This window comes from Paraburkholderia polaris, assembly GCF_012927345.1.
Taxonomy (GTDB): Bacteria; Pseudomonadota; Gammaproteobacteria; order Burkholderiales; family Burkholderiaceae; genus Paraburkholderia; species Paraburkholderia polaris.
This window is the reverse complement of sequence record NZ_JABBGJ010000008.1, coordinates 80168-105931: the sequence shown is the minus strand read 5'-3', so window position 1 is coordinate 105931 and position 25764 is coordinate 80168. Positions and strand designations below refer to the sequence as shown.

At 61.6% G+C, this 25764-nt stretch carries 22 protein-coding genes; 13 read left to right on the top strand and 9 right to left on the bottom strand.

All coding sequences use genetic code 11. From position 1 onward, the window contains the following. Positions 1-2 precede the first annotated feature (2 nt). The 4 genes from HHL24_RS09275 (at position 3) to HHL24_RS09260 (ending at position 6329) form a co-directional block, all read left to right on the top strand. The gene (locus tag HHL24_RS09275; protein ID WP_169485219.1) at positions 3-707 is read left to right on the top strand and encodes a TerC family protein; all 705 of its coding nucleotides are present in this window, start codon (positions 3-5) and stop codon (positions 705-707) included. A 202-nt stretch (positions 708-909) separates the two neighbouring features. Further along, positions 910-1533, top strand: a complete 624-nt coding sequence (locus HHL24_RS09270) for a pilin (protein WP_169485218.1) — start codon at positions 910-912, stop codon at positions 1531-1533. A gap of 1178 nt (positions 1534-2711) precedes the next feature. Then, positions 2712-4418 (top strand): group II intron reverse transcriptase/maturase, encoded by a 1707-nt coding sequence (ltrA, locus tag HHL24_RS09265; RefSeq protein WP_169485217.1) that lies wholly within the window; start codon positions 2712-2714, stop codon positions 4416-4418. Between the two features lie 126 nt (positions 4419-4544). After that, positions 4545-6329, top strand: a complete 1785-nt coding sequence (locus HHL24_RS09260; protein WP_169485216.1) for a PglL family O-oligosaccharyltransferase — start codon at positions 4545-4547, stop codon at positions 6327-6329. A 54-nt stretch (positions 6330-6383) separates the two neighbouring features. Here HHL24_RS09260 and HHL24_RS09255 read toward each other — a convergent pair whose 3' ends face one another. Together HHL24_RS09255 and moaC are read right to left on the bottom strand one after the other, a co-directional pair. Continuing rightward, entirely contained in the window at positions 6384-7430 is a 1047-nt protein-coding gene (locus HHL24_RS09255; RefSeq protein ID WP_169485215.1) for a phage tail sheath family protein, read from the bottom strand. Positions 7431-7751: 321 nt separating this feature from the next. After that, positions 7752-8228: a cyclic pyranopterin monophosphate synthase MoaC gene (moaC, locus tag HHL24_RS09250; protein WP_169485214.1), complete on the bottom strand. Its 477-nt coding sequence runs from the start codon at positions 8226-8228 to the stop codon at positions 7752-7754. A gap of 134 nt (positions 8229-8362) precedes the next feature. Here moaC and HHL24_RS09245 point away from each other — a divergent pair, with 134 nt between their 5' ends. Beyond that, a complete protein-coding gene (locus HHL24_RS09245) occupies positions 8363-10096 on the top strand; it encodes a M48 family metalloprotease (RefSeq protein ID WP_169485213.1) in 1734 nt (577 codons plus the stop codon). A gap of 72 nt (positions 10097-10168) precedes the next feature. Here the strand turns inward: HHL24_RS09245 and HHL24_RS09240 are convergent, their stop codons facing one another. The 7 genes from HHL24_RS09240 to HHL24_RS09210 all read right to left on the bottom strand — a co-directional run bounded on the left by HHL24_RS09240 (position 10169) and on the right by HHL24_RS09210 (position 16845). Then, entirely contained in the window at positions 10169-10744 is a 576-nt protein-coding gene (locus HHL24_RS09240) for a DUF2946 family protein (RefSeq protein ID WP_169485212.1), read from the bottom strand. Further along, the gene (locus HHL24_RS09235; RefSeq protein ID WP_169485211.1) at positions 10737-11876 is read right to left on the bottom strand and encodes a YheT family hydrolase; all 1140 of its coding nucleotides are present in this window, start codon (positions 11874-11876) and stop codon (positions 10737-10739) included. The genes HHL24_RS09240 and HHL24_RS09235 overlap by 8 nt, the downstream gene beginning before the upstream one ends. Before the next feature lie 78 nt (positions 11877-11954). Continuing rightward, positions 11955-12401 (bottom strand): nuclear transport factor 2 family protein, encoded by a 447-nt coding sequence (locus HHL24_RS09230; RefSeq protein ID WP_169485210.1) that lies wholly within the window; start codon positions 12399-12401, stop codon positions 11955-11957. A 412-nt stretch (positions 12402-12813) separates the two neighbouring features. Continuing rightward, positions 12814-13854: a phage tail sheath family protein gene (locus HHL24_RS09225; protein WP_169485209.1), complete on the bottom strand. Its 1041-nt coding sequence runs from the start codon at positions 13852-13854 to the stop codon at positions 12814-12816. A 511-nt stretch (positions 13855-14365) separates the two neighbouring features. Beyond that, complete coding sequence (waaF, locus tag HHL24_RS09220) at positions 14366-15391, bottom strand: lipopolysaccharide heptosyltransferase II (protein ID WP_169485208.1); 1026 nt, start codon at positions 15389-15391, stop codon at positions 14366-14368. A 257-nt stretch (positions 15392-15648) separates the two neighbouring features. Then, complete coding sequence (locus HHL24_RS09215) at positions 15649-15843, bottom strand: zinc-finger domain-containing protein (RefSeq protein ID WP_169485207.1); 195 nt, start codon at positions 15841-15843, stop codon at positions 15649-15651. 78 nt (positions 15844-15921) lie between these two features. Beyond that, positions 15922-16845 carry a branched-chain amino acid transaminase gene (locus HHL24_RS09210; RefSeq protein WP_169485206.1) on the bottom strand — a complete coding sequence of 308 codons (924 nt, stop codon included), beginning with the start codon at positions 16843-16845 and terminating at the stop codon, positions 15922-15924. 199 nt (positions 16846-17044) lie between these two features. Between HHL24_RS09210 and HHL24_RS09205 the strand changes: the two genes are divergently transcribed. From HHL24_RS09205 to HHL24_RS09170, 8 genes are all read left to right on the top strand, one after another. Continuing rightward, positions 17045-17791: an AzlC family ABC transporter permease gene (locus tag HHL24_RS09205; RefSeq protein WP_169485205.1), complete on the top strand. Its 747-nt coding sequence runs from the start codon at positions 17045-17047 to the stop codon at positions 17789-17791. Beyond that, positions 17788-18111: an AzlD domain-containing protein gene (locus tag HHL24_RS09200; protein WP_169485204.1), complete on the top strand. Its 324-nt coding sequence runs from the start codon at positions 17788-17790 to the stop codon at positions 18109-18111. Before HHL24_RS09205 ends, HHL24_RS09200 begins: the two co-directional genes overlap by 4 nt. A gap of 272 nt (positions 18112-18383) precedes the next feature. Continuing rightward, complete coding sequence (locus HHL24_RS09195) at positions 18384-19577, top strand: phosphoglycerate kinase (protein WP_169485203.1); 1194 nt, start codon at positions 18384-18386, stop codon at positions 19575-19577. Positions 19578-20025: 448 nt separating this feature from the next. Then, complete coding sequence (pyk, locus tag HHL24_RS09190) at positions 20026-21462, top strand: pyruvate kinase (protein WP_169485202.1); 1437 nt, start codon at positions 20026-20028, stop codon at positions 21460-21462. 238 nt (positions 21463-21700) lie between these two features. Beyond that, the gene (gene fba, locus HHL24_RS09185) at positions 21701-22765 is read left to right on the top strand and encodes a class II fructose-bisphosphate aldolase (protein WP_063497240.1); all 1065 of its coding nucleotides are present in this window, start codon (positions 21701-21703) and stop codon (positions 22763-22765) included. A 132-nt stretch (positions 22766-22897) separates the two neighbouring features. Next, entirely contained in the window at positions 22898-23788 is an 891-nt protein-coding gene (locus HHL24_RS09180; RefSeq protein ID WP_169485201.1) for a phosphoribosylaminoimidazolesuccinocarboxamide synthase, read from the top strand. Between the two features lie 155 nt (positions 23789-23943). Then, the gene (gene purE, locus HHL24_RS09175) at positions 23944-24462 is read left to right on the top strand and encodes a 5-(carboxyamino)imidazole ribonucleotide mutase (protein ID WP_120289708.1); all 519 of its coding nucleotides are present in this window, start codon (positions 23944-23946) and stop codon (positions 24460-24462) included. Positions 24463-24566: 104 nt separating this feature from the next. Continuing rightward, positions 24567-25763, top strand: coding sequence for a 5-(carboxyamino)imidazole ribonucleotide synthase (locus HHL24_RS09170; protein ID WP_169485200.1), 1197 nt, complete (start codon positions 24567-24569; stop codon positions 25761-25763). Position 25764 lies beyond the last annotated feature (1 nt).

The window sequence follows — 25764 nt, the reverse complement described above, 5'->3', positions numbered from 1 at the left end:
TCATGCTCGAGTTCTTCGCCACGCTCCATTGGGGCGCAGTCATTCAGATCATCGTCATCGACATCCTGCTGGGTGGCGACAATGCTGTCGTGATCGCGCTTGCCTGCCGCAACCTGCCGGCTGAGCAGCGTACCAAGGGCGTGCTATGGGGCACGGCCGGCGCGATTGTGCTGCGCGTGGCGCTGATTGCGTTTGCCGTGGCGCTGCTCGACGTGCCGTTGCTGAAATTTGCCGGCGGCCTGTTGCTGCTGTGGATCGGTGTGCGTCTGATGGCGCCCGCGCATGACGTCCACGAGAACATCAAGCCGGCCGACAAGCTCATGTCGGCGATCAAGACCATCATCATCGCGGATGCGGTGATGAGCCTCGACAACGTGATCGCCATTGCGGGCGCGGCCGAGGCGGCCGACCCCGAACATCGCCTCGCGCTGGTGATTTTCGGCCTGGTGGTGAGCATTCCGCTGATCGTGTGGGGCAGCCAGTTGGTGCTGAAGCTGCTCGACCGCTTTCCGATCGTCATCACGCTCGGCGCCGCGCTGCTCGGCTGGATCGCGGGTGGCCTGATCATCAATGACCCGGCCGGCGACCGTTGGCCGATCCTCGATACGCCGGTGGCCGAGTACGGCATGAGCATCGCCGGCGCGCTGTTCGTCGTGATCCTCGGTTATCTGCTCAAGCGCCGCAACGCCAACCGCGCGGCGGCTTAAGCTGAACTCAGCCTGAACCGTGGCCGGACGCGCCACGGCAACGATGTGGTGGCCTGAACATAAGCGCACCTGTACCGACCTCCGCCGCACTAGCGCAACGTTAGCCATTCGGCTGACTGTGTGGAACGAGCACCGCTGGCTACGATTGAAACGCCTGTCCCCGATTCGAGGGGCAGGCGTTTTTCGTTTCAGGAGCCTGCCGATGATCGTTACTTTGCCGTACTCCCCTTATTCACAGTCCACGCTTTCCCCACGGCACACGTTCGAACGAGCGCGCTGGACCGCGCCGCTCGCACGTGCCTGCCGCTGCTTGAGTTTCGGTTTCACGCTGATCGAGCTGATGATCGTGCTGGCGATCGTCGGCGTCATCGCGGCCTATGCGATTCCGGCGTATCAGGACTATCTGGCCCGCAGCCGCGTGGGGGAGGGTCTCTCGCTGGCCGCATCCGCGCGGCTCGCGGTGTCCGAAAACGCCGCGAGTGGCAATGCGTTCGGCGGCGGTTATGCGTCACCGCCTGCCACCCGCAACGTCGAATCCGTTCATGTCGACGATGACACCGGTCAGATCACCGTCGCCTTCACGACACGCGTCGCGCCAGCCGGTTCGAACACGCTGACCCTGGTGCCCTCGGTGCCGGACAATGCCGAGGCGCCGACTGCGCGGATCGCCTTGAGCAAGGGCGCCGTGCAGGCGGGCGCGGTCACCTGGGAGTGTTTTGCCGGCGGCAAAACGGCCTCCTCGTTGCCTGCGCCAGGTGCCGGGCCCGCACCTGCCGATGCGCCGTCCTTGCCGTCGAATCTCGCACCACCGGAGTGCCGCTCGTAAGCAATGGGGCGGACGAGCGGGTGAGTTGTTATCCGAACGTAAAAGGCTGATTTTCGGGATATTTCAGCCCAGCCGGCGCACAGCAGGAGAATTTTTTTGTATAGTGCGCCGGTTGGTGCGACACGCACGCTCGTGTCCGTTAGCTCACGTTACGAGCATCGACTGCGGTAGATGTGCTTTAGGTCCCTTCGGGGGCAATTTCTAGTAGCTGAGTGTGTGGTCCTTCTGGACTACACCCCATATTTTGTGAAGCGTGACCCGGGCTTGTCTAGCCGGAGAATCGCATTGTATTGACCTGATTACCGTCAGGTCCCGCCCAGTCAGCGGCTTCATCTCCGCCGACCAGGCGGGATGTCGTGTGCAATTCCTGCGCTTTCAACGGCAATGGATTCGCAAACCGATACGAGCGAAAGCTCGGTGTGTCATTGTTTTGCCTCGCCCGATGTCTGGGTGAGGAAGTGAACCTGCTGTACGACCAGCAGTAGCCTAGGAAGACATGCGTCACTGGTAACGGTGGGGTGTGAAGCTCTTCTGACAATGTAGCCCCCGGATGTTTCGGGCAGATTGATTCCGCGAGGAGCGATCTGGATACTCCCAGCAGCAAGGGGGTTGAGGAGCTAGGCTGGCTGATAGGGTTAACGTAAGTGAACTGCTGATAAACCTCGTAAGCACTGAGGAGCCAAAGCTGCTTGAATATTGGGCTCTAACCAAAAGGTACGTGGCTGGTTAATCCGCTCAACCGTCGGATTACGTCGTCACTTAGCCACCGGGGAAGAGGCAGAACCTACGTCAGTCGTGTGACATGCCGGGAACGTGGTAAGCCTGTATGGTTGCCAGCGCAGTCAGGCTGGCAAGCGAACCGCAAGGAACGCTGTTGATTGTGCAGGTATGGGAGGACGGAAAAAGCGAAGGTCGGGCTGTAACGGTCCGGATAGGGGTTGGAACATCATCCCACGCGAAAGCGGGCAGACTTCCGTCTGGTCTACCGTCGCAAGACGGCTGACTACCCTCTGTCACTTGGTTAGATGCGGGCGCATGCGCCCGTATTGAGGAGTTTGTCCGAGATGTGAGTGCATGCGCTCATATTGAGGTGTCTGTTGTTCCCCAGCGGGGTGTGTCTTCCCCGCTGGGGGAGATGCGCCTTCTGCCGGGGATCTAATCCAAGGTAGGAGAGCAGCATGAAAGTATCTGGTCGAAAGACCGGATCTGCGCTTTCCCACGCGCCGGACAATTGGCACGCCATCGATTGGCGCCGAGTTGAGCGGAACGTGAGAGGGATGCAGATTCGAATTGCGAAGGCGACGCGGGAAGGTAACTGGCGCAGGGTGAAAGCCTTGCAACGGATGCTGACCCGCACGTTGTCCGCAAAGCTGTATGCGGTGCGACGTGTTACGCAGAACCAGGGTGCGCGAACGGCTGGAGTCGATCGCGAGCTATGGGACTCGCCTGAACGCCGATGGCTTGCTGTCGGCAGGTTGAAGCGGCATGGATATAAGCCTCTGCCTTTACGGAGGGTCTTTATCCCCAAAGCCAATGGGAAGGAGCGCCCTCTGGGCATTCCGACCATGCGGGACAGGGCGATGCAAGCCTTGTATCTGCTGGGCTTGGAGCCGGTAGCAGAGTCGACGAGTGACCCGAACTCCTATGGGTTCAGGCTCAACCGTTCGACGGCTGATGCCATGTCTCAAATTTTCGTTGTCATGGCCCGTCGCAGTTCAGCGCAATGGGTACTTGAGGCGGATATCAAGGGATGCTTTGACCACATCAACCATAAGTGGCTGGAAAACCATGTCCCGATGGACATCGTGATCCTCCGCAAATGGCTGAAGGCTGGCCTGATTTACAAAGGGCAGCTACAGGCGACGGAGGCCGGTACGCCGCAGGGAGGCATCATTTCCCCGACGCTGGCAAACGTGACGCTGAACGGGCTGGAACGTGAACTGATTGCGCACCTTGGTGCGAAATTTGGGATCGGGAAAGCGAAGAAGCTGAAAGTAAATGTGGTGCGATACGCGGACGACTTCGTTATCACCGGTGACTCGAAAGAGGTGCTGGAACAGGAAGTCCGGCCTTGGATAGAAGACTTCCTTGAAACACGGGGACTGCAACTATCGGAGGAGAAAACCCGGATCGTCCGCATTGACGAAGGCTTTGATTTCCTTGGGTGGAATTTCCGTAAGTACTCGGGGACGCTACTCATCAAGCCGAGCAGGAAGAACGTGCAGACGTTCTACCGCAAGGTGGCGGATACGATCAGCGGTCACAAGGCGGTAAAGCAGGAGGAGCTGATCCGACTGCTGAATCCGATGCTACGAGGGTGGGCGCAATATCACAGCCCCGTAGTTGCCAAGCAGGCGTATAGCCGTATGGAGTCGTTGGTGTTTTATCGACTCTGGCGGTGGTCGAAGCGGAGGCATCCACAGAAGAGCGCCGAGTGGGTGAGACGGAAGTATTTTCACTCGATTGGCAATCGGCATTGGGTGTTCGCCGCTCCCGTAGTTCAAGAGGACGGCAGCAAGGGTTTGCTTGAGTTGTACCAGATCAGCGGTACGGACATCAGGCGCCACAGGAAGGTCAAAGGGGAATTCAATCCTTTTGATCCAATGTGGGAGCAGTACAGCGAGCAATTGCGGCAGGATCGCATGGAGTACTCGATGCGCTATCGCAAGCAATGGGTGGCGCTGTACAAGTCACAGGGCGGATTGTGTGCGCACTGTGGCTGGGCTCTGACGAACGAGACAAGTTGGCACGACCATCATCTGGAATATCGGATGCATGGCGGGACCGACGCTCTGTCCAACAGGGTTTTGCTACACCCCGACTGCCACCGGCAGGTACACGTTGGTAAACTTGTGGTAACTAAGCCGGCTCCGTCGTTGCACTGACGGGGCTTTGTAAAAGAAATATGTAGGCTTGAGCCGTATGCGGGGAAACTCGCACGTACGGTTCTTAGGGGGCCCCTCTTCCGCAAGGAAGGGGGGCTACCCTACCTGACGCCCACCGGTTACTCGATGCCCACCCCATTTGCGCGCTACCTGTCTCTCATTCTGTTGGCTCTCGCGTTGGTGCTGCCTTATGCAGTCGTCAACCACACGTATCCGATTCCGACCTTCTACGCTGAATTTACGGCGCTCGCGCTGTATCTGCTGACGGGCGCGGGCGTCGTGCTGCTGGTGTGGACGGCCACGCCGCGCGTGACGTTCGCGTCGCCGGTTGTCGCGCTGGTGCCGTTGCTGTTCGGGCTGGTGCTGGTGGCGCAGTCGGTGCTGCTGCCGGTCTCGCAGCCGTCGATGAACTGGCTCGGCGGCGGTTATCTGCTCGCTGCACTCATGGCGACGCATGCCGGCTACGGTTTCACACGCGCCAAGCTGAACGAAACTGCGCTGCGCTGGGCCGCCGGGGCGTTGATCGTCGGCGGCCTGTTTGCAGTGTTCTGCCAGGTGATCCAGCTGTTTCACCTCGAAACGCGCGTGTCGCCGCTGGTTGTCGCCTATAACGTGACCGTCGAGCGTCGGCCGTTCGGCAATATGGCGCAGGCGAACCACCTCGCCACCTATATAGCATTCGCGATGGCGGGTGCGCTGTTCCTCGTGCAGACCCGCCGCCTAGCCGTCAGCATCTGGCTGCTCGTGTCGACGATTTTCGCCATTGGGCTTGCACTGACCGTGTCGCGCGGCCCCTGGCTGCAGATGGGCGTGATCGTGGTGGCGGGTTTCTGGATGGCCTTTGCGCAGATGCGCAGTCAGCCGCTCCTTCGCCGCAGCAATCGCGAATGGCTGATCCCGATCGCTTTGGCGGTGCTGTTCTTCGTCGTCAACGCATTGATCCGCTGGGCCAATGTGCACTACCACCTGGAACTTGGGCAGTCGGCGGCTGAGCGTTTCAAGGACGCCGGCCAGATCGCGCCGCGCCTTGCGCTGTGGAAATACGGTTGGACGATGTTCAAGACGCATCCGCTGCTGGGTGTCGGCTGGGGTGAGTTTCCGAGCTACCAGTTCGAGTATGTGAAGTCGCTGGGCGGCGTCGAGATTGCCAATAATTCTCACGACATCTTCATCGACCTGCTCGCGAAAACCGGCTTGATCGGTCTCGCGATCATGCTGTTCGGCCTGATCACGTGGCTGGTGCGCGTGGTCCGCGCGCCGCAGAGCGCCGCGCGCGTGTTCGGCGTCGCGCTGATCGGCGTGCTGGTCATGCACGCGCTGGTCGAGTATCCGCAGCAGTATATGTTCTTCCTGCTGCCGGCGATGTTCGTGTTCGGGTTGCTCGAGACACGGCCGCTGCGCCTCGTGCCTGGCCGCCTGTCGTTCGGCGCGTTCGTGGTGGTCGTGTTCGGCGGGCTGGCCGCGCTGTATCCGGTGTTCAAGGATTACGCGCGCGCCGAGGTGCTGTATTACGGCTCGCGTCCTGCCGAGCAGTATCGCGCGGACCCGTCGTTCCTCTTCCAGGCATGGGGAGAATACGGCCTCGCGACGCTGGAGCCCATGAATTCGATGAACCTGCAACACAAGCTCGCCATGCACAAGCAGGCAATCGCGCTGCTGCCGGGTGAAACCGTGCTGCGCCGGTACGCGGTGCTGCAGGCACTGAGCGGCGATACGGCGGGGGCGTTCGATACCGTCGAGCGCCTGAAGATCTTTGCTCAGGAGTTGAAGGACTGGCCGTCGCAGTTGGCCTATGTGTATGAGCTGTGCGACGAGCAGAAGACGCTGGCCGGTTTCAAGGCGGAACTGGTCAAGCGCTACGGCATGCCTCCGGGCGACGTCAACCAGGACGATGACAGCGACGAGGATTGACTGGCGACGCCTTGTCCGGGCGCATTGATGCGCCCGGAAAGAGGCCTCACCGGGTCAACCGGCGGCGACGTTTTGAGTAAACTCCAAGATGATAAATTCAGCCGGGCGGACCGCCGCCATGCCCACTTTGACAATCATTTTTCCTTGCGCGATGTCATCAGCGGTCATCGATGTGCCTTCGCCGATCGCCACGAAATAGGCATCTTTTCCGGTTGCGCCGAGCAGCGCGCCCTGCCGCCAGAGGCTATGCAGATAATTGGTGACGGCGCTACGCACCTTCTCCCAAGTCGGCGAGTTATTGGGCTCGAACACCATCGGCTGCATTGCGCTTTTAATATCCCGCTCCGCGCTATTGAACAGGCGCCGTACAGAGATATAGCGCCAGTCGTCACTATCTTCCAGGGTGCGTGCGCCCCATATCACAGGACCCCGTCCGTCGAGATCACGGATCATGTTGATCGCTTTGCCCTGATTGTATTGCCCCTGTAAATCGTCGCTGACTTTAAACAAAGGCTTGTAATTGCTTGCGATCGAAATATTCGCGGGCGCTTTCCATACGCCGCGTGTGCGGTCCGATTGGCAATAAAGGCCCGCCGCCACGGCGCTGGGAGCAATAGCAGTGGTCGACCAGTCTACCCCTAGCCACGGGTAGTAAACTGCGGCCTGGGCCGTGGCAGGGTAGTTGTCGGCGGCGCCACTACCCGTAATTTCTGTAGCAGGGCCGTCCAGGATTGCAAATATTCCTGAGCCTGGCTGGCAAAGCTCGGCTACGGCGGACGTGATATCCCGCGCTGCCGCGACAATTAGCGTGATGTCGTCATACTGAGGTACCGCGTCTGCTATTTGTGCGCGATTAACTGCGTAACACGGTCCACCGCCATTCTCGAAATACGCTCTTAGCGAGCGAACGTTATCGTCTTTATCTTTAAATTCGCCACCAATAGCTTGAATAAAATCGAGGTAGCTATTGAATCTCATTACCGTATTCGTCCATCCGTCCATTGCAATCATCGGTACAGCCGTGGCGGCAGGTTTGACTGGAACAGACGACGATGCGTCTTCTTCGATATAAACGCCAGGATAGGTAGTAACAGTAGACATGGATGCCCTCGCAGTTAGTCTTTCCGCGGCCGTGAAACGCAAATAGCAAGGCGGAATAGATTGCAGCAGGAGAGAATACTGGCAGATTCGCTACATTTGCCATTGCGGTGTAACGCCGCGGTAATGAGCATTTTCACCGCCATTGAAGACATCAGCGAGGTTCTAAAGGTGTGATCGTGCCGCTGACAGGGAGTGCGGCACGCGTCTCGCAACCTTGAAGCGGCTCGTGAGCCACTTGATTGCCGGATTGGCTACGGGAGCGCTCGGATGCGTCCAGTTGAGCGACGAGTCGTGGGTACCAGAAATGAACGCAAACAGTATTTAACCCGCCACCCAATCCCCCGACTTGCCGCCGTGCTTCTCCAGCACTTTCACGTCGGTGATCGCCATCCCCCGATCCACCGCCTTGCACATGTCGTACACGGTCAGCAGTCCGACTTGCACGGCGGTTAGCGCTTCCATCTCCACGCCCGTGCGTCCCAGCGTTTCCACTTGCACCGTGCAATGCACGCCGGGCAATGTTTCATCGAGATCGAAATCCACTTTCACGCGTGTCAGCGCTAGCGGATGACATAGCGGGATCAGATCGGCGGTGCGCTTCGAACCTTGAATCGCGGCGATGCGCGCGATGCCGATTACATCGCCCTTCTTGGCGTTGCCGTCGCGGATCAGCGCGAACGTCTCCGGCAGCATGCGAATCGAGCCACGCGCGACGGCGATGCGCTTGGTCTCCTGCTTGCTGCCGACGTCCACCATATGCGCCTGGCCGGCGGCGTCGAAATGAGTGAGTTCAGGCATGGTCGGGCTCCTTCAGAGGGCGCCTATCATAGCAGTGTGGTCGGACGGGCCGGGTTGATTACAATTACCCTATGCCCGCTATCTTAGTCCGAGCGGCGGGCGTCGCTTTTGGACTTCGCCATATCGACCTCGCGATGCGTTCGAAACGGTTTCTTGCTGCGTTGTTGTCTGTCGCGCTCGCGGCGCCGCCGGGCGCGTTCGCGCAATCGCACGGCGTATCAAGCACAAACACAAAAGCAGCCCCGAGCCTCGCGCTCAACATGCAGTCCGCGGAACCGCCGTTGGAAAGCGGCCCGGCCGAAACTTTCGCTGACCCCATCGTGCCGCCCGACATCGCCCAAGGCGTATTCGGCGTCTATGGCGGCGCGCAGAGCCGCTTCTCCGGCAACACTAACGGGACAAACAGTTGGCGGGCCGCGATCGTCACGCAGCAACTGCCCGACCTCGGCAACGGCGGCTCCGGCTCGCTGACGCCACAAGCCGAGCGCAAACTCGGTGAGCGCGTGATGCGCGAGTTGCGCCGCGACCCCGATTATCTCGACGACTGGCTGGTGCGCGACTACCTGAACTCGGTCGCCGCGAAACTCGCCGCGGCGGCGAGCGCGCTATACATCGGCGGCTATCGTCCGGATTTCGAGCTGTTCGCGGTCCGCGACACGCAGATCAACGCCTTCTCGCTGCCGGGCGGTTTTATCGGCGTGAACACCGGGTTGATCGTGACGACGCAAACCGAGTCCGAACTCGCCTCCGTGCTCGGCCACGAGATGGGGCACGTCTTGCAGCGGCACATTTCGCGGATGATCACCACCGGCGAACGCAGCTCCTATGCCGCACTCGCCGGCCTGTTGTTCGGCATTCTGGCGGGCGTGCTCGCGCACAGCGGTGACCTCGGCAGCGCGATTGCGATTGGCGGCCAGGCCTATGCGGTCGACAGCCAGTTGCGTTTCTCGCGCTCCGCCGAGCACGAAGCGGATCGCGTCGGCTTTCTGCTGCTGGCCGGCGCCGGCTACGACCCTTACGCGATGACGACGTTTTTCGGCCGCCTCGATCGCGCGGCAATGAGCGACACGGGCATACCGGCCTACGCGCGTACCCACCCTTTGACTGGCGAACGGATTGCCGACATGGAAGACCGCGCGCGGCGCGCGCCTTACCGGCAGCCGCATCAGACGTCCGAATACGGTTTTGTGCGGGCACGGGCGCGCTTGCTGCAGGACCGCTCGCGCAGCGAATACGCCGATGAGATTTCGCGCCTGCGCTCCGAAATCGAGGACCGAACCGCGGTGAACGTCGCGGCGAACTGGTACGGGATTGCGTATGGGCAGATGCTGCTCGAGCGTTACGACGATGCGGCGGCGTCGCTGGCTTCGTCGCGTGCCGCGTTTGCAGCCGGCGAACGCGGTGAAGGTGAGCCCATGCGCAGTTCGCCGAGTCTGGACGTGCTGGCGGCCGACATCGCGCGCCGCGCCGGGCGTGTTGACGAGGCGGCTCGTCTTGCCGAGTTTGCGCAGAGGCGCTGGCCGCAGTCGAACGCTGCGATCGACATGCATATCCAAACCTTGCTCACCTTGAAGCGATTTGCCGATGCGCAGGCTCTGGCTTTGAAGGAAACGCGTGCGCAACCCGATCAGCATGCCTGGTGGATGTATCTCGCGCAGGCAAGCGCCGGCAGTGGCGATGCGTTGACGCAGCATCGGGCGCTGGCCGAAAAATTCGCACTCGAGGGGGCTTGGCCGTCGGCCATCCGGCAATTGAAGGAAGCGCGTGATCTGAAGGCGATCGGCTACTACGATCTCGCTACCGTCGATGCCCGGTTACACGAAATGGAGAGCCGCTATAAAGAGGAACGGCTTGACGAGAAGAGTTAGGGGTTGCCGGCCTTCGCTATCTGACCAGAACATGGCCTGTGCAAAAGATCCGGCGGTCAGTAGGCAAAAGACCTAAGCACTGGCAGCCGCCGGACTCTCCACAAATCCGAACCGCGCGGCGACCTCATGTCGCTGCACGCCCTGCAAAGGCAACACAACCCCATTGTTCCAGCGAAACGCCCCGCTCATCGAGTCATCGCCCAACGCGGCGTGGTCAGAAAAAACCTCGAGGTCGTGATCGTGCAAAACTGCGACTCTCGGCGGCGCTGAGCCATCGACAAACACAATCCCACCTTCATCGTCGACAAACACAGCCGAGGGCTCGAAAGCCCCACCGGCCTGGTCAGTCAAAGAAAGTAGCCCAGCAGCATCGGCTGACAACCTCACCACCCACGGCGTATAACCCAACTCGATATACACGCGCTGCGGGCCGTTCTGGAAAAACCACTGCCCGCGGTCATCGGCGTCGTAATTCCGATTGATAAATCCGAGCAACGCCTCATGCCGAATCGGCGTACCGGGCGCACCGCTGGCCTGAGCGGCTTCATCCCGCATGCGCCAGTTGCCGCGCCGGTCCAGCATCAACCATCCCGTGCAACTTGGCACGTTCGGCCATTTGGCCAAAGCCTGCTTGACGATGTCATCCATGATCGACGTACCGCTCCAGATAACCGAGCACACGCCGCGACAACCAGTCGATGCGGCCCGGGAAGGGTCCGGTCATAAAGCCGGCGTGGCCGCCGTGCCGGGGTTGATCGAGTTCTACCGCTGCCGACACCTCATGCTGCGCCGGTAACGCTTCGGCCGGCAAGAACGGGTCGTTGCGCGCGTTCAGCACCAAGGTCGGCACGGCAATTCCATGCAGCAACGGCCGCGTGGTCGCGCGGCTCCAGTAGTCGTCAGTATCGCGAAAACCGTGCAGCGGCGCTGTCACCACGTTGTCGAAGTCGTACATCGTCCGGCTCGACAGCATCGCGTCGCGGTCGAACAGCCCCGGAAACTGCGCCAGCTTCTGCTCGGCCTTCTGCTTCAGCGTCTTCAGGAAACTGCGCGTGTAGACCATGCCGAAGCCCTGCGACAACGCACGGCCGCCAGCATGCACGTCGATCGGCGTCGAAATCGCCGCGGCCGCCGAAAGCACTGCCGACGCATCTTCGCGCCGCTCGCCGAGCCAGCGCAGCAGCACATTGCCGCCGAGCGACACGCCGGCCGCCACGATCGGCCCGCGATGCGTGGCGCGCAAGCGCCGCAGGATCCAGTCGACTTCGTTGCTGTCGGCGAGATGATAGAAACGCGGCAACAGATTCAGCGGTCCGCTGCAACTGCGAAAGTGCGGCACGACGCCGTGCCAGCCGTACTCGCGCGCGGCCGCCATCAACGTGGCGGCATAGTGCGACGTGGAACTGCCTTCGAGGCCGTGAAACAGGACGAATAGCGGCGCGTCGTCGGCGGGAATTCTGGCGGGCGTGGCAGATGCGAGTGCGGAGGCAGGTTTGCCGTCATGCACCACCCAATCGAGATCGATGAAATCGCCATCCGGCGTATCCCAGCGTTCGCGCCGGAATGTGATGGCCGGACGGCGCGCAAACAGCGACGGGACAATGGTCTGCGCATGCCGGTTCGGCAGCCAGAGTGGCGCGCGGTAGAGCAGATCGACGGTGGCCTCGACAGCGGCCGCGGCGCGTGTTGCGCCGGTAGAAGCGGATTTGTCGTGCGTCGTCCCCCAATCCCCCGAGGGGACTTCCTGCGGGGCGGGGGACTTCCTGCGGTGCGTACTCATGCCAGCCGTCGAAGCAAAAAAGTAAACCAGGTGAAACAGGCCTAACAGGCCGAACAGACGAAACGCGCCCGTCAGGCGTTAGTGCAGCGACCCCTGGCCATGCCGCATCTTCGTGGCGAACTGACTGGCGGCCTCATTCGGCATCGGACTCGCGTGAATATGTGCAATCTTCCACTCGCCGCGCTCGTGGACCATCACGTAAGTGGTGAACACCATTGCGGGCGTTGCCTTCGGATCGTGCGGGCGGTGCGCTTCGGCAATGGCGTAGACGACGGTGCCGAGGCTGTCGTAGACGCGAATATCGAGCGGTTCAATCGAAACGCGCGTGGCTTCGAGCTGGATTTGCAAGCCGGCGCGAATGCTGTCGAGGCCGTGCAGGTGGGAGCCGTCGGCGCAGATGCAGCTAACGAACTCCTCATCGATCCACAGGCCCATCAAGCTGTCGATATTCACCTCGGCGACGGCCTGGTAATAGGCGTTCAGTGTATCGGCGGCGGCTTCGAAGATATGGGCAAAACGTGGCATGGCTCGTCAGTCTCTTGTGCGCGGCGCGCGGTTGCGGGGCAGCGGTCAGCGGGACAGTCCGGAGCACCGGACAATCACACCCAAGCGCGAGAATGCCCGCGCCGCAAGGCGCAAACATGACGCGACGCGCTCAGGGGCGTGCAGTGTTGCGTGCCTGCAATCGAATTGCAGGGACCCGTGCAAAATCAAGCCATTGTACCTGTGCGGGTGGGGCTTGGGCTGCGAATGACGGTTACTGCTGGAGGGCAGCAGAGGATGCGACCGGAGGAGGGGCGGCAGCGCTGATAGGCTGATTGTGGCGCGCGAGCATTTTGAGGGTGCTGAAACGCGACATGCCGCGAGTATGTGCGTGGCGGTTGGATAGGTGTTTTGGCGCGGGCCACTTTCGGATTTGCCGTAGCTGAGCGCACCGTCAGGCTGGAACGACGTTTTGAGTGAATTGCAAAATGATAAATTCCGCCGGGCGCGTCACTGCCATGCCGACGTCGACGATCATTTTGCCTTGCGCGATGTCGTCGTCAGTCATGGTGATACCTTTGCCTATGTTGACAAAATAGGCCTCCTGTTGGGTCGCCCCCGTCAGCGCGCCTTGTCGCCATAGGCTGTACAGATAGTTATTGATTGCAGAGCGCACCTTTTCCCAGGTGGGCTGATTGTTCGGCTCGAAAACCATCGTCTGCAGGGCGGTTTGAATATCGCGCTCGGCGCTGTTGAACAGGCGTCTTACGGAGATGTAGCGCCAGTCGTCGCTGTCTTCCAGCGTTCGTGCGCCCCAGACGAGCACGCCGCGATCGCCGATTTTGCGAATCATGTTGAGCGCTTTACCGGAGTTGTATTGACCTTGAAGATCGTCTGTGACGGAATAAAGGGGCTGATATCCGGCTGGCAGAGCAATATTTGCTGGCGCCTTCCATACGCCGCGTGTGCGATCCGAGACGCAGTATAAAGCCGCCATTACGATTGATGACGGGATCCAATCGTTTGTCCATGGCGCTAACAACCACGGATAATACACGGCTGCAAAAGGGGTTTCCGGTAGGCTGTTTGTTGCGTTGCCGTCAGTAATTTCATTTGGGGCTTGCTCGAGAATCGCGAACAGGCCCGCGCCAGGCTCGCAGAGTGCCGCGATATCGCTGCTCAATGTGTTATTCCGACCAGTGACTAGCAAGTTAATGTCGTTATATTTTGGTGCCTCGCTTAAGAAGTTGTTTTTAGAAACCACATAGCAAGGCGCGCCGCCGCACTCGAAATAAGCCCTCATGTCGTAGCGGTCTAGGTCGCTGATGTCGGCATGCGATATAAAATCGGGGAAGCTATTAATTTTTTGCGCTGGACCGGTTGGCCAGTCCGTCAACCCAATAATTGGAACGGTAGTGTTGTTTGCTCGAATAGTGAAGGTCGGTGTTGCGTATTCGTTAATGTAGACGCCCGGATAGCTGGTCAATACGCGCATGGCGGATCCTCCGAAAACGGATTTTCAAGTTGGAAATTAACGACTCGTTCAATCTGGTTGCGATGTAAGTGGGATTGCGCGTCTTCGGCATGCAAATCGAAGGTGCGATGACGGTTTTCGTCCGCTTTGCAGTGGATATTATCATTAAGGTAGTGGATGAACAGATTGGAAGCAAAATTTGTTTTGTGTGATAAGTATTTGGGGGTATTTTTAGAGTTGTCCGTTTACTGGATTCCGCTGCGCGATTGAAATAATCGGTGTCTATATTTCAAGTCGAAACTGTATCGTGTATTCGTAGCTATGCTATACGCGAATGCGATACTGGAAGTGCGTCAGATAGCAGCGGGTTAGGCCAATCGTTGCATGTGTAGGGGTTCGAGCAGGCGTGCGGAGCGCCGCCGCTAGTTGCGTCGGCCGGGTTGTGGTGCGATTACGAAGACTCCAGAATGCTCCGTACAGATTGAACCGGAAGGCGCCCACTGCGCCGCGGCGCCCGCGCCTTCCGCCCAGCTTACCTTTGCGCCAACAACATGCCGCGCAAATCGCCGAATACCTGCTCGGCGCTCAACTGCTTCAGGCAGTTCAGATGCCCGAGCGGACACTCGCGCTGAAAACAGGGGCTGCATTCGAGATGAAGCCATTGTACCTTCGCAAGCTCGGACAAGGGCGGCGTGTGGCGCGGATCGGTCGAACCGTACACGGCCACCAGCGGCCGGCGCAGGGCGGCGGCCACGTGCATCAGCCCGGAATCGTTGGTGACGACTGCGTTGGCCCGCGAGATCAGCGCGCAAGCCTCGCCCAGCGCGGTCTGGCCGCACAGGTTACGCACGTTCGGCGCTTTCTCGGCGATGGCCTGGGCAAGCGGTGCATCTTTTGGCGAGCCGAGCGCGATGATCTGCGTGTACGGGAACGACTGGCCAACCATCTGCGCGAGCGCGGCGAAATGCTCCGGCGGCCAGCGCTTGGCCGGACCGTACTCGGCGCCCGGGCAGAACACCAGCAGTGGCACGCGCGTATCCAGATTGAAGCGCGCCGATACCCGCGACGCTTCGTTCAGGTCCGCGTCGAGCCGCGGCATCGGCAGGTCGTCGGGGACCTTGGCGCCTTGCGCGTAGGCGAGGGCGGCGTAGTGGCCGACCATCGGCGGGCGCTCGTCCTTGCGCGGATTCGCGTGGCGCACGTTCAGCAAGCCGTAGCGGCTTTCGCCGGTGTAGCCGATGCGCAGCGGAATGCCTGCCATCCACGGAATCAGCGCCGACTTGAGCGAATTCGGCAGGACATAGGCCGCGTCGTAGCCGACATCGCGCAAGTCGCTCGCCAGTTGCCAACGGCGCAGCATCTGCAGCTTGCCGTGTGCGAGGTCCGTTGCGTAGACGTCGCGAATTTCGGGCATGCGTTCGAGTACAGGCGCGACCCACGAGGGCGCGACCGCGTCGATCACGATGCGCGGATGCAATTTCACGAGGCGCGCAAACAGCGGCTGCGCCATCAATGCGTCACCGATCCAATTCGGTGCGATAACCAACGCGCGACGCATCAGAGTGAGTGTCCGGTGTCGAAATGAAGCGCCGCGCGCGCCATGCGCGTGGCGTTCGATTGTGTAAAAGGGAAAAAGCCGCGAGCCTTGCGGCGCGGAATCGGTATGGCCGGCCCCGCCGCGGCTGCGGCTTGATTGCGAAGCGCTTGCCCTGCCGCCGCCTGCTGCAAAAACACAGCCGCCCCGTCATATGACGACCCAGGCAGCGGGCGCGCCGGCAAAGAGCGCCGCAAGCGATCAGCGCTCAGTGCGCAAGATTAGTGACCCTTGACCACTTCGCCGTCACGCAGCTTGTAGCGCGTGCTGCAATACGGGCACTTGGCCTCGCCGTGCGTCACGTCGATAAAGACGCGCGGGTGCGTGCTCCAGCGCGGCATGGCTGGATTCGGGCAATACGCCGGCAGGTCTTTTGCCGACAGTTCGACCAGCGGCATTTCCTTGATTTCGCTCATGAGGACTTTCTCGTTGAATACAGGGTGCGTGCGTTGCGCCGTCAAAAGGCCGAGGGCCCAAGGCCGGCGCAGCGCGCGTTAAATCTTGGTGAGCCAGTGCGCGTACTTCTCGCTCTTGCCGTTCACGATATCGAAGAAGCCCGATTGCAGCTTCTCGGTGATCGGGCCGCGTGCGCCCGAGCCGATCGTGCGGTTGTCGAGTTCGCGGATCGGCGTGACTTCCGCGGCGGTGCCGGTGAAGAACGCTTCGTCGCATGTATAGACTTCGTCGCGCGTGATGCGCTTTTCGATTACCTCGATGCCCGCGTCGCGCGCCAGCGTGATGACCGTGTCGCGCGTAATGCCGTCGAGGCACGACGCCAGATCCGGCGTGTACAGCTTGCCGTTGTTCACGAGGAAGAAGTTCTCGCCGGAGCCTTCCGACACATAGCCGTCCACGTCCAGCAGCAGCGCCTCGTCGTAACCGTCGGCAATCGCTTCCTGGTTGGCGAGGATCGAGTTCACGTACCAGCCCGACGCCTTGGCGCGGACCATCGACACGTTCACGTGATGGCGCGTAAACGACGAGGTCTTCACGCGGATGCCCTTGGCAATGCCGTCTTCACCGAGGTAAGCGCCCCACGGCCAGGCGGCGATCGCCACGTGGATCGTGTTGCCTTTGGCCGACACGCCGAGTTTTTCCGAGCCGACCCAGATGATCGGGCGCAGGTAGCAGGATTCCAGCTTGTTTTCACGGACCACTTCGCACTGCGCAGCGGCCAGCGTTTCGTGGTCGAACGGCACGTCCATCTGGAAGATCTTGGCCGAGTTCAAGAGGCGCTTGGTGTGTTCCTGGAGGCGGAAAATCGCCGTGCCGCCGTCCGCCGTCTTGTAGGCGCGTACGCCTTCGAAAACGCCCATGCCGTAATGCAGCGTGTGGGTAAGCACGTGGATCTTGGCGTCGCGCCAGTCGATGAGCTTGCCATCCATCCAGATCTTGCCGTCGCGGTCGGCCATTGACATACGATTCTCCAGCGGGTGCGGTGTGGGGTGGGGACCGTTATTTTAGCGTCTTTTGCACAAGGAACGGGCATTTGGCCACATGCCGGGCGCTATAATTCGGCGCACGCATAATTCAAATCCGGATGCGCCAGCGGGTGCTTGACGACCTGGCGCCGACTTCCCTTCGCTGCGGCGCCGCCTGGCGCCCGCGTTTCGCCTCATGCTCGCTCGCCTGTCAGATACCGATCGCCGTGCTTTTCGTGAGGGCGCGCGCGACTATTCGCCCACGCTGATGGCGATTTTCTCCTGGGGCCTCGTCACCGGCATCGCGATGAGCAAATCCGTGCTCACACTGCCGCAGGCGCTCACCATGTCGCTGCTGTGCTACGCCGGTTCGTCGCAATTGGCCGTGCTGCCGCTGCTGGCCGCCAAGCTGCCGATCTGGACCGTGCTGCTCACCGCCGCGATGGTCAATACGCGTTTTGTGATCTTCAGCGCCGGTCTCGCGCCGCATTTTTCCTATCTGCCGATGTGGCGGCGTATCGTGCTGGGCTACTTCAACGGCGACGTGATCTATCTGCTGTTCCAGAAGAAAAGCTTCCAGACCGGTTACGTGCCGGGCAAAGAGGCGTACTTCTGGGGCATGGCGATGTGCAGCTGGCTGTCGTGGCAGGTGTCGTCGATCGTCGGCATCCTGCTCGCGAGCCTGATTCCGGACAACTGGGGCCTCGCGCTGGCGGGCACGCTGGTGCTGCTGCCTATCATGGTGTCGGCAATCGCCACGCGTTCCACGCTGGTTGCAGTCAGCATCGCCGGCCTGGTGTCGCTGCTCGCTTTCGACCTGCCGTACCGGCTCGCGCTGCCGCTGGCGGTGATTGCGGCGATTGTCGCGGGCAGTGCAGCCGACCTGATGGTCGAGCGCGCCGACTTGCGGCGCATCCGTAACAGCGCCGGAGATTCTCCATGACATCCACGCAGATCTGGCTGGCCATTATCGGCATGACTTTCGTCACCGCAGTGACACGCGCCATGTTTCTAATCGGCGGCGAGCGCACGGTTTTGCCGGCACGCGTTCAGCGGATGCTGCGCTATGCGCCGGCCGCAGCGCTTGCCGCCGTCGTGCTGCCTGACGTGCTGGCGACGCCGGACGGGCTCTCGTTCGCGCCGTCGAACCACGAGTTTTACGCGACGCTGTCCGGTCTTGCGTGGTTTTTGTGGCGGCGCACCATGCTCGGCACGATTGTGGTGGGAATGGTCGTGTTCACGCTCTTGCGCCTCTTCATGTAGTTGATCGAGTTGAAAATGTTGCATTGCGGCATGCGCCGTGCATTCTTCAAATACGGGACATTCGCCTGGTTGCGGGTCAGAAGGCAGTGTGGATCAGTTAAAATGGTCGTTTCCGGGATAAGCGCGCCGGTGCATGGCGCGACAGCCGCGGCCATGCCGCCGGCGCCCGATTCAGTGGAGCCGCTGCCGTGCCGAAGCGCTGGAGTTTGCCGCGCTTCGCGCCCAGCGTGTCGTCCGCCACCGCCTTCCCATCAACTCGCACATACACGCCCATGAACAAGGTATTGCGTCTCTCCGATCTGATCGCCGAAGGCAAACTATCCGGCAAACGCGTGTTCATCCGCGCCGATCTGAACGTGCCGCAGGACGATCAAGGCAACATCACCGAAGACACCCGTATCCGCGCCTCCGTGCCGGCGATCAAGGCCGCGCTGGACGCGAGCGCCGCCGTGATGGTCACGTCGCACCTGGGCCGCCCCACCGAAGGCCAATTCAAGCCGGAAGACTCGCTTGCGCCGGTCGCGAAGCGTCTGGCCGAGCTGCTCGGCCGTGACGTGCCGCTGGTCGCCAACTGGGTCGAAAACGGTGTGAACGTTGCGCCGGGCCAGGTCGTGCTGCTGGAAAACTGCCGCGTCAACAAGGGCGAAAAGAAGGATTCCGACGAGCTTGCGCAGAAAATGGCGAAGCTCTGCGACATCTACGTGAACGACGCATTCGGCACCGCGCACCGCGCTGAGGCCACCACGCACGGCATCGCCAAATACGCGCCGATCGCCTGTGCCGGCCCGCTGCTGGCCGCTGAGCTCGAGGCGCTCGGCAAGGCGCTGGGCGCGCCCAAGCGTCCGCTGGTGGCGATCGTCGCCGGCTCGAAGGTGTCCACCAAGCTGACCATCCTGAAGTCGCTCGCCGACAAGGTCGATCAGCTGATCGTCGGCGGCGGCATCGCCAATACGTTCATGCTGGCCGCCGGTCTGAAGATCGGCAAGTCGCTCGCTGAAGCCGATCTGGTGAACGAAGCCAAAGCCATTATCGACGCCGCCAAGGCACGCGGCGCCTCGGTGCCGATCCCGACCGACGTGGTCACGGCGAAAGAGTTTTCGCCAACCGCCAAGGCTGAAGTCAAGGCTGTCGCTGATGTTCAAGACGACGATCTGATCCTCGACATCGGACCGGAAACCGCCAGGCTGCTCGCCGCACAACTGGAAAAAGCCGGCACGATCGTGTGGAACGGCCCGGTCGGCGTGTTCGAATTCGATCAGTTCGGCAACGGTACCAAGACGCTTGCTGATGCGATCGCCAATTCGTCGGCGTTCTCGATTGCAGGCGGCGGCGATACGCTCGCGGCGATTGCCAAGTACGGCATCCACGACAAGGTTAGCTACATCTCGACGGGCGGCGGCGCCTTCCTCGAGTTCCTCGAAGGCAAGAAACTGCCCGCCGTCGAAGTTCTGGAATCGCGGGCTTAACGTGGCGACGCGCTCCCCAACGGCAAAGTCTGCAAAAGCGCGCGGCAGCAAGTCGCCGCGCAACACCGCAGCAGCAACGGCAGGGGAGCGCGAAGCGCGCTCCACCGCCACGACGGCCGCGGCCGAATCGGTTGAATCTGTTATTGCTCAGCAGGAAGAATCCGAGTCGCTCCTCGCGCTCGCGGAGTTGACCACTGCCAGCGAGGCAGCGGAATTGTCCAGCACAGATGCTGGACAAGCCGCCCACTCGCCGGCAGAACTCCCGGACGAAGAGGTCGCGCTCGCACCCCCACCGGCACCCCCCGTGCTGGTGTCGAACACCGCTTCACCCCATAAAGCGACGCTGGTTTCAACCGGCGCGCAGCCCCCGGCAGCATCCTTCGGTGCGCAGCCTCCGCATCCGACTCGCAGCGCTCATTCCAGCGATCCTATCCAGACGAGGAGACTCATGCATCGCGCCACCAAGATTGTCGCTACCATCGGACCGGCTTCCAGTACGCCGGAAATCCTGCTGCAAATGATTCAGGCAGGGTTGGATGTGGTGCGGCTCAATTTCTCGCACGGCACCGCCGACGACCACCGCCAGCGCGCCGAATTCGTGCGAGAGGCGGCCCGCCAGGCCGGCCGTGAAGTTGCCATCATGGCTGACTTGCAAGGCCCGAAGATTCGGGTCGGTAAATTTGAAAACGGCAAGATCATGCTGGTCGCCGGCGAGTCGTTCGTGCTCGACGCTGAATGCGAACTCGGCAATGAACAACGCGCCGGTCTCGACTACAAAGACCTGCCGCGGGACCTGAAACCGGGCGACGTACTGTTGCTCAACGACGGCCTGATCGTGCTGGACGTCGTACGTGTGATCGGCAGCGAAATCCACACCACCGTGAAAATCGGCGGCGAGCTGTCGAACAACAAGGGTATCAACCGCCAGGGCGGCGGCCTGTCGGCGCCGGCGCTGACCGCGAAAGACATGGAAGACATTCGCACGGCGATGTCGCTCGGCGTGGATTTCGTCGCGGTATCGTTCCCCAAGAACGCCACCGACATGGAAATGGCCCGCCAGCTCGCGAACATCGCGGGTGCGCCCTACGGCATCAAGCCGAAGATGATCGCGAAGATCGAGCGGGCGGAAGCGATTCCGGCGCTGCAAGGCATCCTCGACGCATCGGACGGCATCATGGTGGCGCGCGGCGATTTGGCCGTGGAAGTGGGGAATGCCGCAGTTCCCGCGCTGCAAAAGCGCATGATTCGTATGGCGCGTGAATCGAACAAGTTCGTGATCACCGCGACCCAGATGATGGAGTCGATGATCTACGCACCGGTGCCGACCCGCGCCGAAGTGTCGGACGTCGCCAACGCGGTGCTCGACGGTACGGACGCGGTGATGCTGTCGGCCGAGTCCGCGGCGGGCAAGTACCCGGTGCAGACCATTGAGACGATGGCGGCGATCTGCCTGGAAGCCGAGAAGTCGGAACAGTCGGAGCTGGACAAGGATTTCCTCGACCGCACGTTCACGCGAATCGACCAGTCCATCGCCATGGGCGCGCTGTTTACGGCCTATCACCTTGGCGCGAAGGCGATCGTTGCGTTGACCGAATCGGGTTCGACCGCGCTGTGGATGTCGCGTCACTGGAGCCACGTGCCGATTTTCGCGCTCACGCCGCGCGTCGGCAGCGAACGGGCGATGGCGATCTACCGCAATGTCACGTCGTTGCATCTGGACACCAGCACCGATCGCGACACTGCGTTGCAGCAGGCGCTGGAAACCGTGGTCAGCAAGGGCTATGCGTCGCGCGGCGACATGGTGGTGCTGACCGTCGGCGAGCCGATGGGCCAGGCAGGCGGCACGAATACGCTGAAGATCGTGCGCGTCGGCGAGCCGTATTGATTTAGTAGCTGCGGACTGCTCGATCGGCACGCTCTGTGTGGGATCAGACACAGGTACAGGCTTGAAAGAGCCAGGCAGGCTGTCATGCCCCGCGAGAGGCGGCGCACAGACTCCAATCGCGCGTGAAGGAAAACGTGCTTTAGGGAATGTGCGAAAGGGTATGCAGCTTGCTTCGCGATAAAATCGCCAAAAAAGATGCCGACGGCACAGAATTCGTTTCAATCTAAGGAGTTACAGCATGCCTCTCGTATCAATGCGTCAACTGCTGGACCATGCCGCCGAAAACGGTTACGGCATCCCGGCATTCAACGTGAACAACCTGGAGCAGGTGCAGGCGATCATGGCGGCGGCCGACAAGGTCAATGCCCCGGTCATCATGCAGGCGTCGGCCGGCGCGCGTAAGTACGCGGGCGAGCCGTTCCTGCGCCACCTGATCGAAGCAGCGGTCGAGTCGTACCCGCACATTCCGGTGGTGATGCACCAGGACCACGGCCAGTCGCCGGCGGTCTGTATGGCAGCAATCCGCAGCGGTTTCACCAGCGTGATGATGGACGGTTCGCTCGAAGCCGACGGCAAGACGGTCGCATCGTACGAGTACAACGTCGAAGTCTCGCGCAAGGTCGTTGAAGCGGCGCACTCGATCGGCATTACGGTGGAAGCGGAGCTGGGCGTGCTCGGTTCGCTGGAAACCATGAAGGGCGACAAGGAAGACGGCCACGGCGCGGAAGGCACGATGACCCGCGAGCAGTTGCTGACCGATCCGGAGCAGGCTGCCGACTTCGTCAAGCTGACGCAATGCGACGCGCTGGCGATCGCGATCGGTACGTCGCACGGCGCGTACAAGTTCAGCAAGAAGCCCACGGGCGACATTCTGTCGATCCAGCGCATCAAGGAAATTCACCAGCGCATTCCGAACACGCACCTGGTGATGCACGGTTCGTCGTCGGTGCCGCAGGAACTGCTCGCGGAAATCCGCGAATTCGGCGGCGACATGAAGGAAACCTATGGTGTGCCGGTCGAAGAAATTCAGGAAGGCATCAAGAACGGCGTGCGCAAGGTCAACATCGACACCGACCTGCGGCTGGCGATCACCGGTGCGATCCGCCGCTACATGGCGACCAATCCGGGCAAGTTCGATCCGCGCGATTACCTGAAGCCGGCGCGCGAAGCCGCGATGAAGATCTGCCTCGAGCGCTTCACGCAATTCGGCTGCGAAGGCCAGGCCGGCAAGATCAAGCCGGTTTCGCTTGATAAAATCGCGGAGAAGTACAAGTCGGGCGAGCTCGCACAGGTCGTCCGCTAAGCTATAACTAAGCTCTAGGCTTGGCCGATTGGCCAGGTTGTCGTTAGATCGCCGTTCCCGCATCATCCGGGGAACGGCGTTTCCCTTTTGTTCCGGTCACACTTTTTGCCCCACTTTTAGCGAACCACGACGATGTCTACCCTTTACGAATCCACGCTCCACTCGCTGCCGCTGCTCGGCCGCGGTAAAGTCCGCGACAACTATGCGGTGGGCAACGACCAGTTGCTGATCGTCACGACCGACCGTCTGTCGGCGTTCGACGTCATCATGGGCGAGCCGATTCCGAACAAGGGCCGCGTGCTCAATGAAATGGCGAACTTCTGGTTCGAGAAACTGAAGCATGTGGTGCCGAATCACCTGACGGGCGTGGCGCCCGAATCCGTGGTGGCGGCTGACGAAGTCGTGCAGGTGAAGGGCCGTGCTGTGGTGGTGAAGCGCCTCGAGCCGATTCTCGTCGAAGCGGTGGTGCGCGGCTATCTGGCCGGCAGCGGCTGGAAAGACTACCAGGCAACGGGTTCCGTCTGCGGCGTGGAACTGCCGCCGGGCCTGCAAAACGCACAGAAGCTGCCCGAGCCGATTTTCACGCCGGCAGCCAAGGCCGAAATGGGCCATCACGACGAAAACATCACTTACAACGAGATGGAACGTCGCATCGGCACCGAACTGTCGGCCACGATCCGCGACATCTCGATCAAGCTGTACAAGGGAGCCGCTGACTATGCTGCGACGCGCGGCATCATCATCGCGGATACGAAGTTCGAATTCGGTCTGGACAACCACGGCCAGCTATATCTGATGGACGAGGCGCTGACTGCCGATTCGTCGCGCTTCTGGCCGGCTGACCAGTATCAGGTCGGCACCAACCCGCCGTCGTTCGACAAGCAGTTCGTGCGCGACTGGCTGGAAACCCAGCCGTGGAAGAAAGAGCCGCCCGCACCGAAGCTGCCGGACGACGTGGTCACGAAGACGGGCGAGAAGTACCAGGAAGCGCTCGAACGCCTGACCGGACACAAGCTCGCTTGATTACGCGCGTCTGTTAGATCCGCACCGCGTGAGAAAACGGAGGGCCGCCCCGAGTTTTTCGCCCCGGAGGAAGTCCCCCGGGGGATCACCCACTCTGGGATCTGGCGCGAAGCGACAGGTCTGGGGGCGCTCTCAAGAAACAAGGAAGCCGTAAGATGAGTGAAGTCCAGACTGCCCATACGCATGGCGCGCCCGTTGTTGGCGTGCTGATGGGTTCCAGTTCCGACTGGGAAGTGATGAAGAACGCCGTCGCGATTCTGCAAGAATTCGGCGTGCCGTATGAAGCCAAGGTCGTGTCCGCGCACCGGATGCCCGACGAGATGTTTGCGTACGCCGAGAGCGCGCGCGAGCGCGGCATTCGCGCGATCATCGCGGGTGCGGGCGGCGCGGCGCATCTGCCGGGCATGTTGGCGGCCAAGACCACGGTGCCGGTGCTCGGCGTGCCGGTGGCGAGCAAGTATCTGAAGGGCGTCGATTCGTTGCACTCCATCGTGCAGATGCCCAAGGGCGTGCCGGTCGCCACGTTTGCAATCGGCGAAGCGGGCGCGGCGAATGCGGCGCTGTTCGCGGTGTCGATTCTGAGCGGCACGAGCGCCGAATATGCGGAGAAACTGGCTGCGTTTCGCGTGCGCCAGAACGAAGCGGCCCACGCAATGGTGCTGCCGGCGCTGTAAGCGCCAAGGCTGATTGCTTTTAGACGTCCCTCAATGTCTGACCCCCGGCCGGGTGCTGCTATTGCACGTTTTGCATGCGCACCCGGCCGTGACCGACCACTAAGATGAACCCTGACAACACACCGGTTTCACCGATTCTGCCTGGCGCATGGCTTGGCATGGTCGGTGGCGGCCAGCTCGGCCGCATGTTCTGCTTTGCCGCTCAGGCGATGGGCTATCGCGTCGCCGTGCTCGATCCGGACGAAACCAGTCCTGCGGGCGCGGTTGCCGACCGCCATATCCGTGCGGCTTACGACGACGAAGCGTCGCTCACCGAACTCGCGCGGCTGTGCGCGGCGGTATCGACCGAATTCGAGAACGTGCCGGCCGCGAGCCTCGATTTTCTTGCGAAGACCACCTTCGTAAGCCCGGCCGGCCGTTGCGTCGCCGTGGCGCAGGACCGGATCGCCGAGAAGCGCTTTATCGCGTCCTCGGGCGTGACGGTGGCGCCGCACGTTGTGATCGAGTCGTCGGACGCGCTGGCCGCGCTCGACGACGCGAAGCTCGACGCCGTGCTGCCCGGCATTCTCAAGACTGCACGCATGGGCTACGACGGCAAAGGCCAGATCCGCGTACGCAACGCCGAGGAAGTGCGTGAGGCGCATGCGTCGCTGGCGGGCGTGCCGTGCGTGCTGGAAAAGCGCTTGCCGTTGAAGTTCGAAGTGTCTGCGCTGATCGCGCGCGCGGCGAGCGGCGCGTCGGTGGTGTATCCGCTGGCGCAGAACACGCATCGCGACGGCGTGTTGTCGCACACCATCGTCCCCGCGCCGGATGCAAGCCCGACGCTGGTCCAGCAAGCGCAGCAGGCCGCGCTGCAAATCGCGGACAAGCTCGGCTATGTCGGCGTGCTGTGCGTGGAGTTCTTCATTCTCGAAGACGGTTCGCTCGTCGCCAACGAAATGGCGCCGCGTCCGCACAACTCCGGCCATTACACCGTCGACGCCTGCGCGACCAGCCAGTTCGAACAGCAGGTGCGCGCGATGACCGGCATGCCGCTCGGCGACACGCGCCAGCATTCGCCGGCGGTGATGCTGAACATCCTCGGCGACGTCTGGTTCCCGGGCGGCCCGAAGGGCGCGGCGGTCACGCCGCCGTGGCATGAAGTCGCCGCGATGCCGGCGGCGCGTTTGCATCTGTACGGCAAGGAAGAAGCACGTTGCGGCCGCAAGATGGGTCACGTGAACTTCACGGCCGCGACGCTCGAAGAAGCCCGCACGGCGGCGCGCGATTGCGCGCGGCTCCTGCATATCATCACGAGCTGAC

Bases quoted from the DNA above. Each gene is read 5' to 3' on its own strand.
- HHL24_RS09275 (WP_169485219.1), top strand. From the start codon at position 3: ATGCTCGAGTTCTTCGCCACGCTCCATTGGGGCGCAGTCATTCAGATC.
- HHL24_RS09270 (WP_169485218.1), top strand. From the start codon at position 910: ATGATCGTTACTTTGCCGTACTCCCCTTATTCACAGTCCACGCTTTCC.
- ltrA (WP_169485217.1), top strand. From the start codon at position 2,712: ATGAAAGTATCTGGTCGAAAGACCGGATCTGCGCTTTCCCACGCGCCG.
- HHL24_RS09260 (WP_169485216.1), top strand. From the start codon at position 4,545: ATGCCCACCCCATTTGCGCGCTACCTGTCTCTCATTCTGTTGGCTCTC.
- HHL24_RS09255 (WP_169485215.1), bottom strand. From the start codon at position 7,430: ATGTCTACTGTTACTACCTATCCTGGCGTTTATATCGAAGAAGACGCA.
- moaC (WP_169485214.1), bottom strand. From the start codon at position 8,228: ATGCCTGAACTCACTCATTTCGACGCCGCCGGCCAGGCGCATATGGTG.
- HHL24_RS09245 (WP_169485213.1), top strand. From the start codon at position 8,363: ATGCGTTCGAAACGGTTTCTTGCTGCGTTGTTGTCTGTCGCGCTCGCG.
- HHL24_RS09240 (WP_169485212.1), bottom strand. From the start codon at position 10,744: ATGGATGACATCGTCAAGCAGGCTTTGGCCAAATGGCCGAACGTGCCA.
- HHL24_RS09235 (WP_169485211.1), bottom strand. From the start codon at position 11,876: ATGAGTACGCACCGCAGGAAGTCCCCCGCCCCGCAGGAAGTCCCCTCG.
- HHL24_RS09230 (WP_169485210.1), bottom strand. From the start codon at position 12,401: ATGCCACGTTTTGCCCATATCTTCGAAGCCGCCGCCGATACACTGAAC.
- HHL24_RS09225 (WP_169485209.1), bottom strand. From the start codon at position 13,854: ATGCGCGTATTGACCAGCTATCCGGGCGTCTACATTAACGAATACGCA.
- waaF (WP_169485208.1), bottom strand. From the start codon at position 15,391: ATGCGTCGCGCGTTGGTTATCGCACCGAATTGGATCGGTGACGCATTG.
- HHL24_RS09215 (WP_169485207.1), bottom strand. From the start codon at position 15,843: ATGAGCGAAATCAAGGAAATGCCGCTGGTCGAACTGTCGGCAAAAGAC.
- HHL24_RS09210 (WP_169485206.1), bottom strand. From the start codon at position 16,845: ATGTCAATGGCCGACCGCGACGGCAAGATCTGGATGGATGGCAAGCTC.
- HHL24_RS09205 (WP_169485205.1), top strand. From the start codon at position 17,045: ATGCTCGCTCGCCTGTCAGATACCGATCGCCGTGCTTTTCGTGAGGGC.
- HHL24_RS09200 (WP_169485204.1), top strand. From the start codon at position 17,788: ATGACATCCACGCAGATCTGGCTGGCCATTATCGGCATGACTTTCGTC.
- HHL24_RS09195 (WP_169485203.1), top strand. From the start codon at position 18,384: ATGAACAAGGTATTGCGTCTCTCCGATCTGATCGCCGAAGGCAAACTA.
- pyk (WP_169485202.1), top strand. From the start codon at position 20,026: ATGCATCGCGCCACCAAGATTGTCGCTACCATCGGACCGGCTTCCAGT.
- fba (WP_063497240.1), top strand. From the start codon at position 21,701: ATGCCTCTCGTATCAATGCGTCAACTGCTGGACCATGCCGCCGAAAAC.
- HHL24_RS09180 (WP_169485201.1), top strand. From the start codon at position 22,898: ATGTCTACCCTTTACGAATCCACGCTCCACTCGCTGCCGCTGCTCGGC.
- purE (WP_120289708.1), top strand. From the start codon at position 23,944: ATGAGTGAAGTCCAGACTGCCCATACGCATGGCGCGCCCGTTGTTGGC.
- HHL24_RS09170 (WP_169485200.1), top strand. From the start codon at position 24,567: ATGAACCCTGACAACACACCGGTTTCACCGATTCTGCCTGGCGCATGG.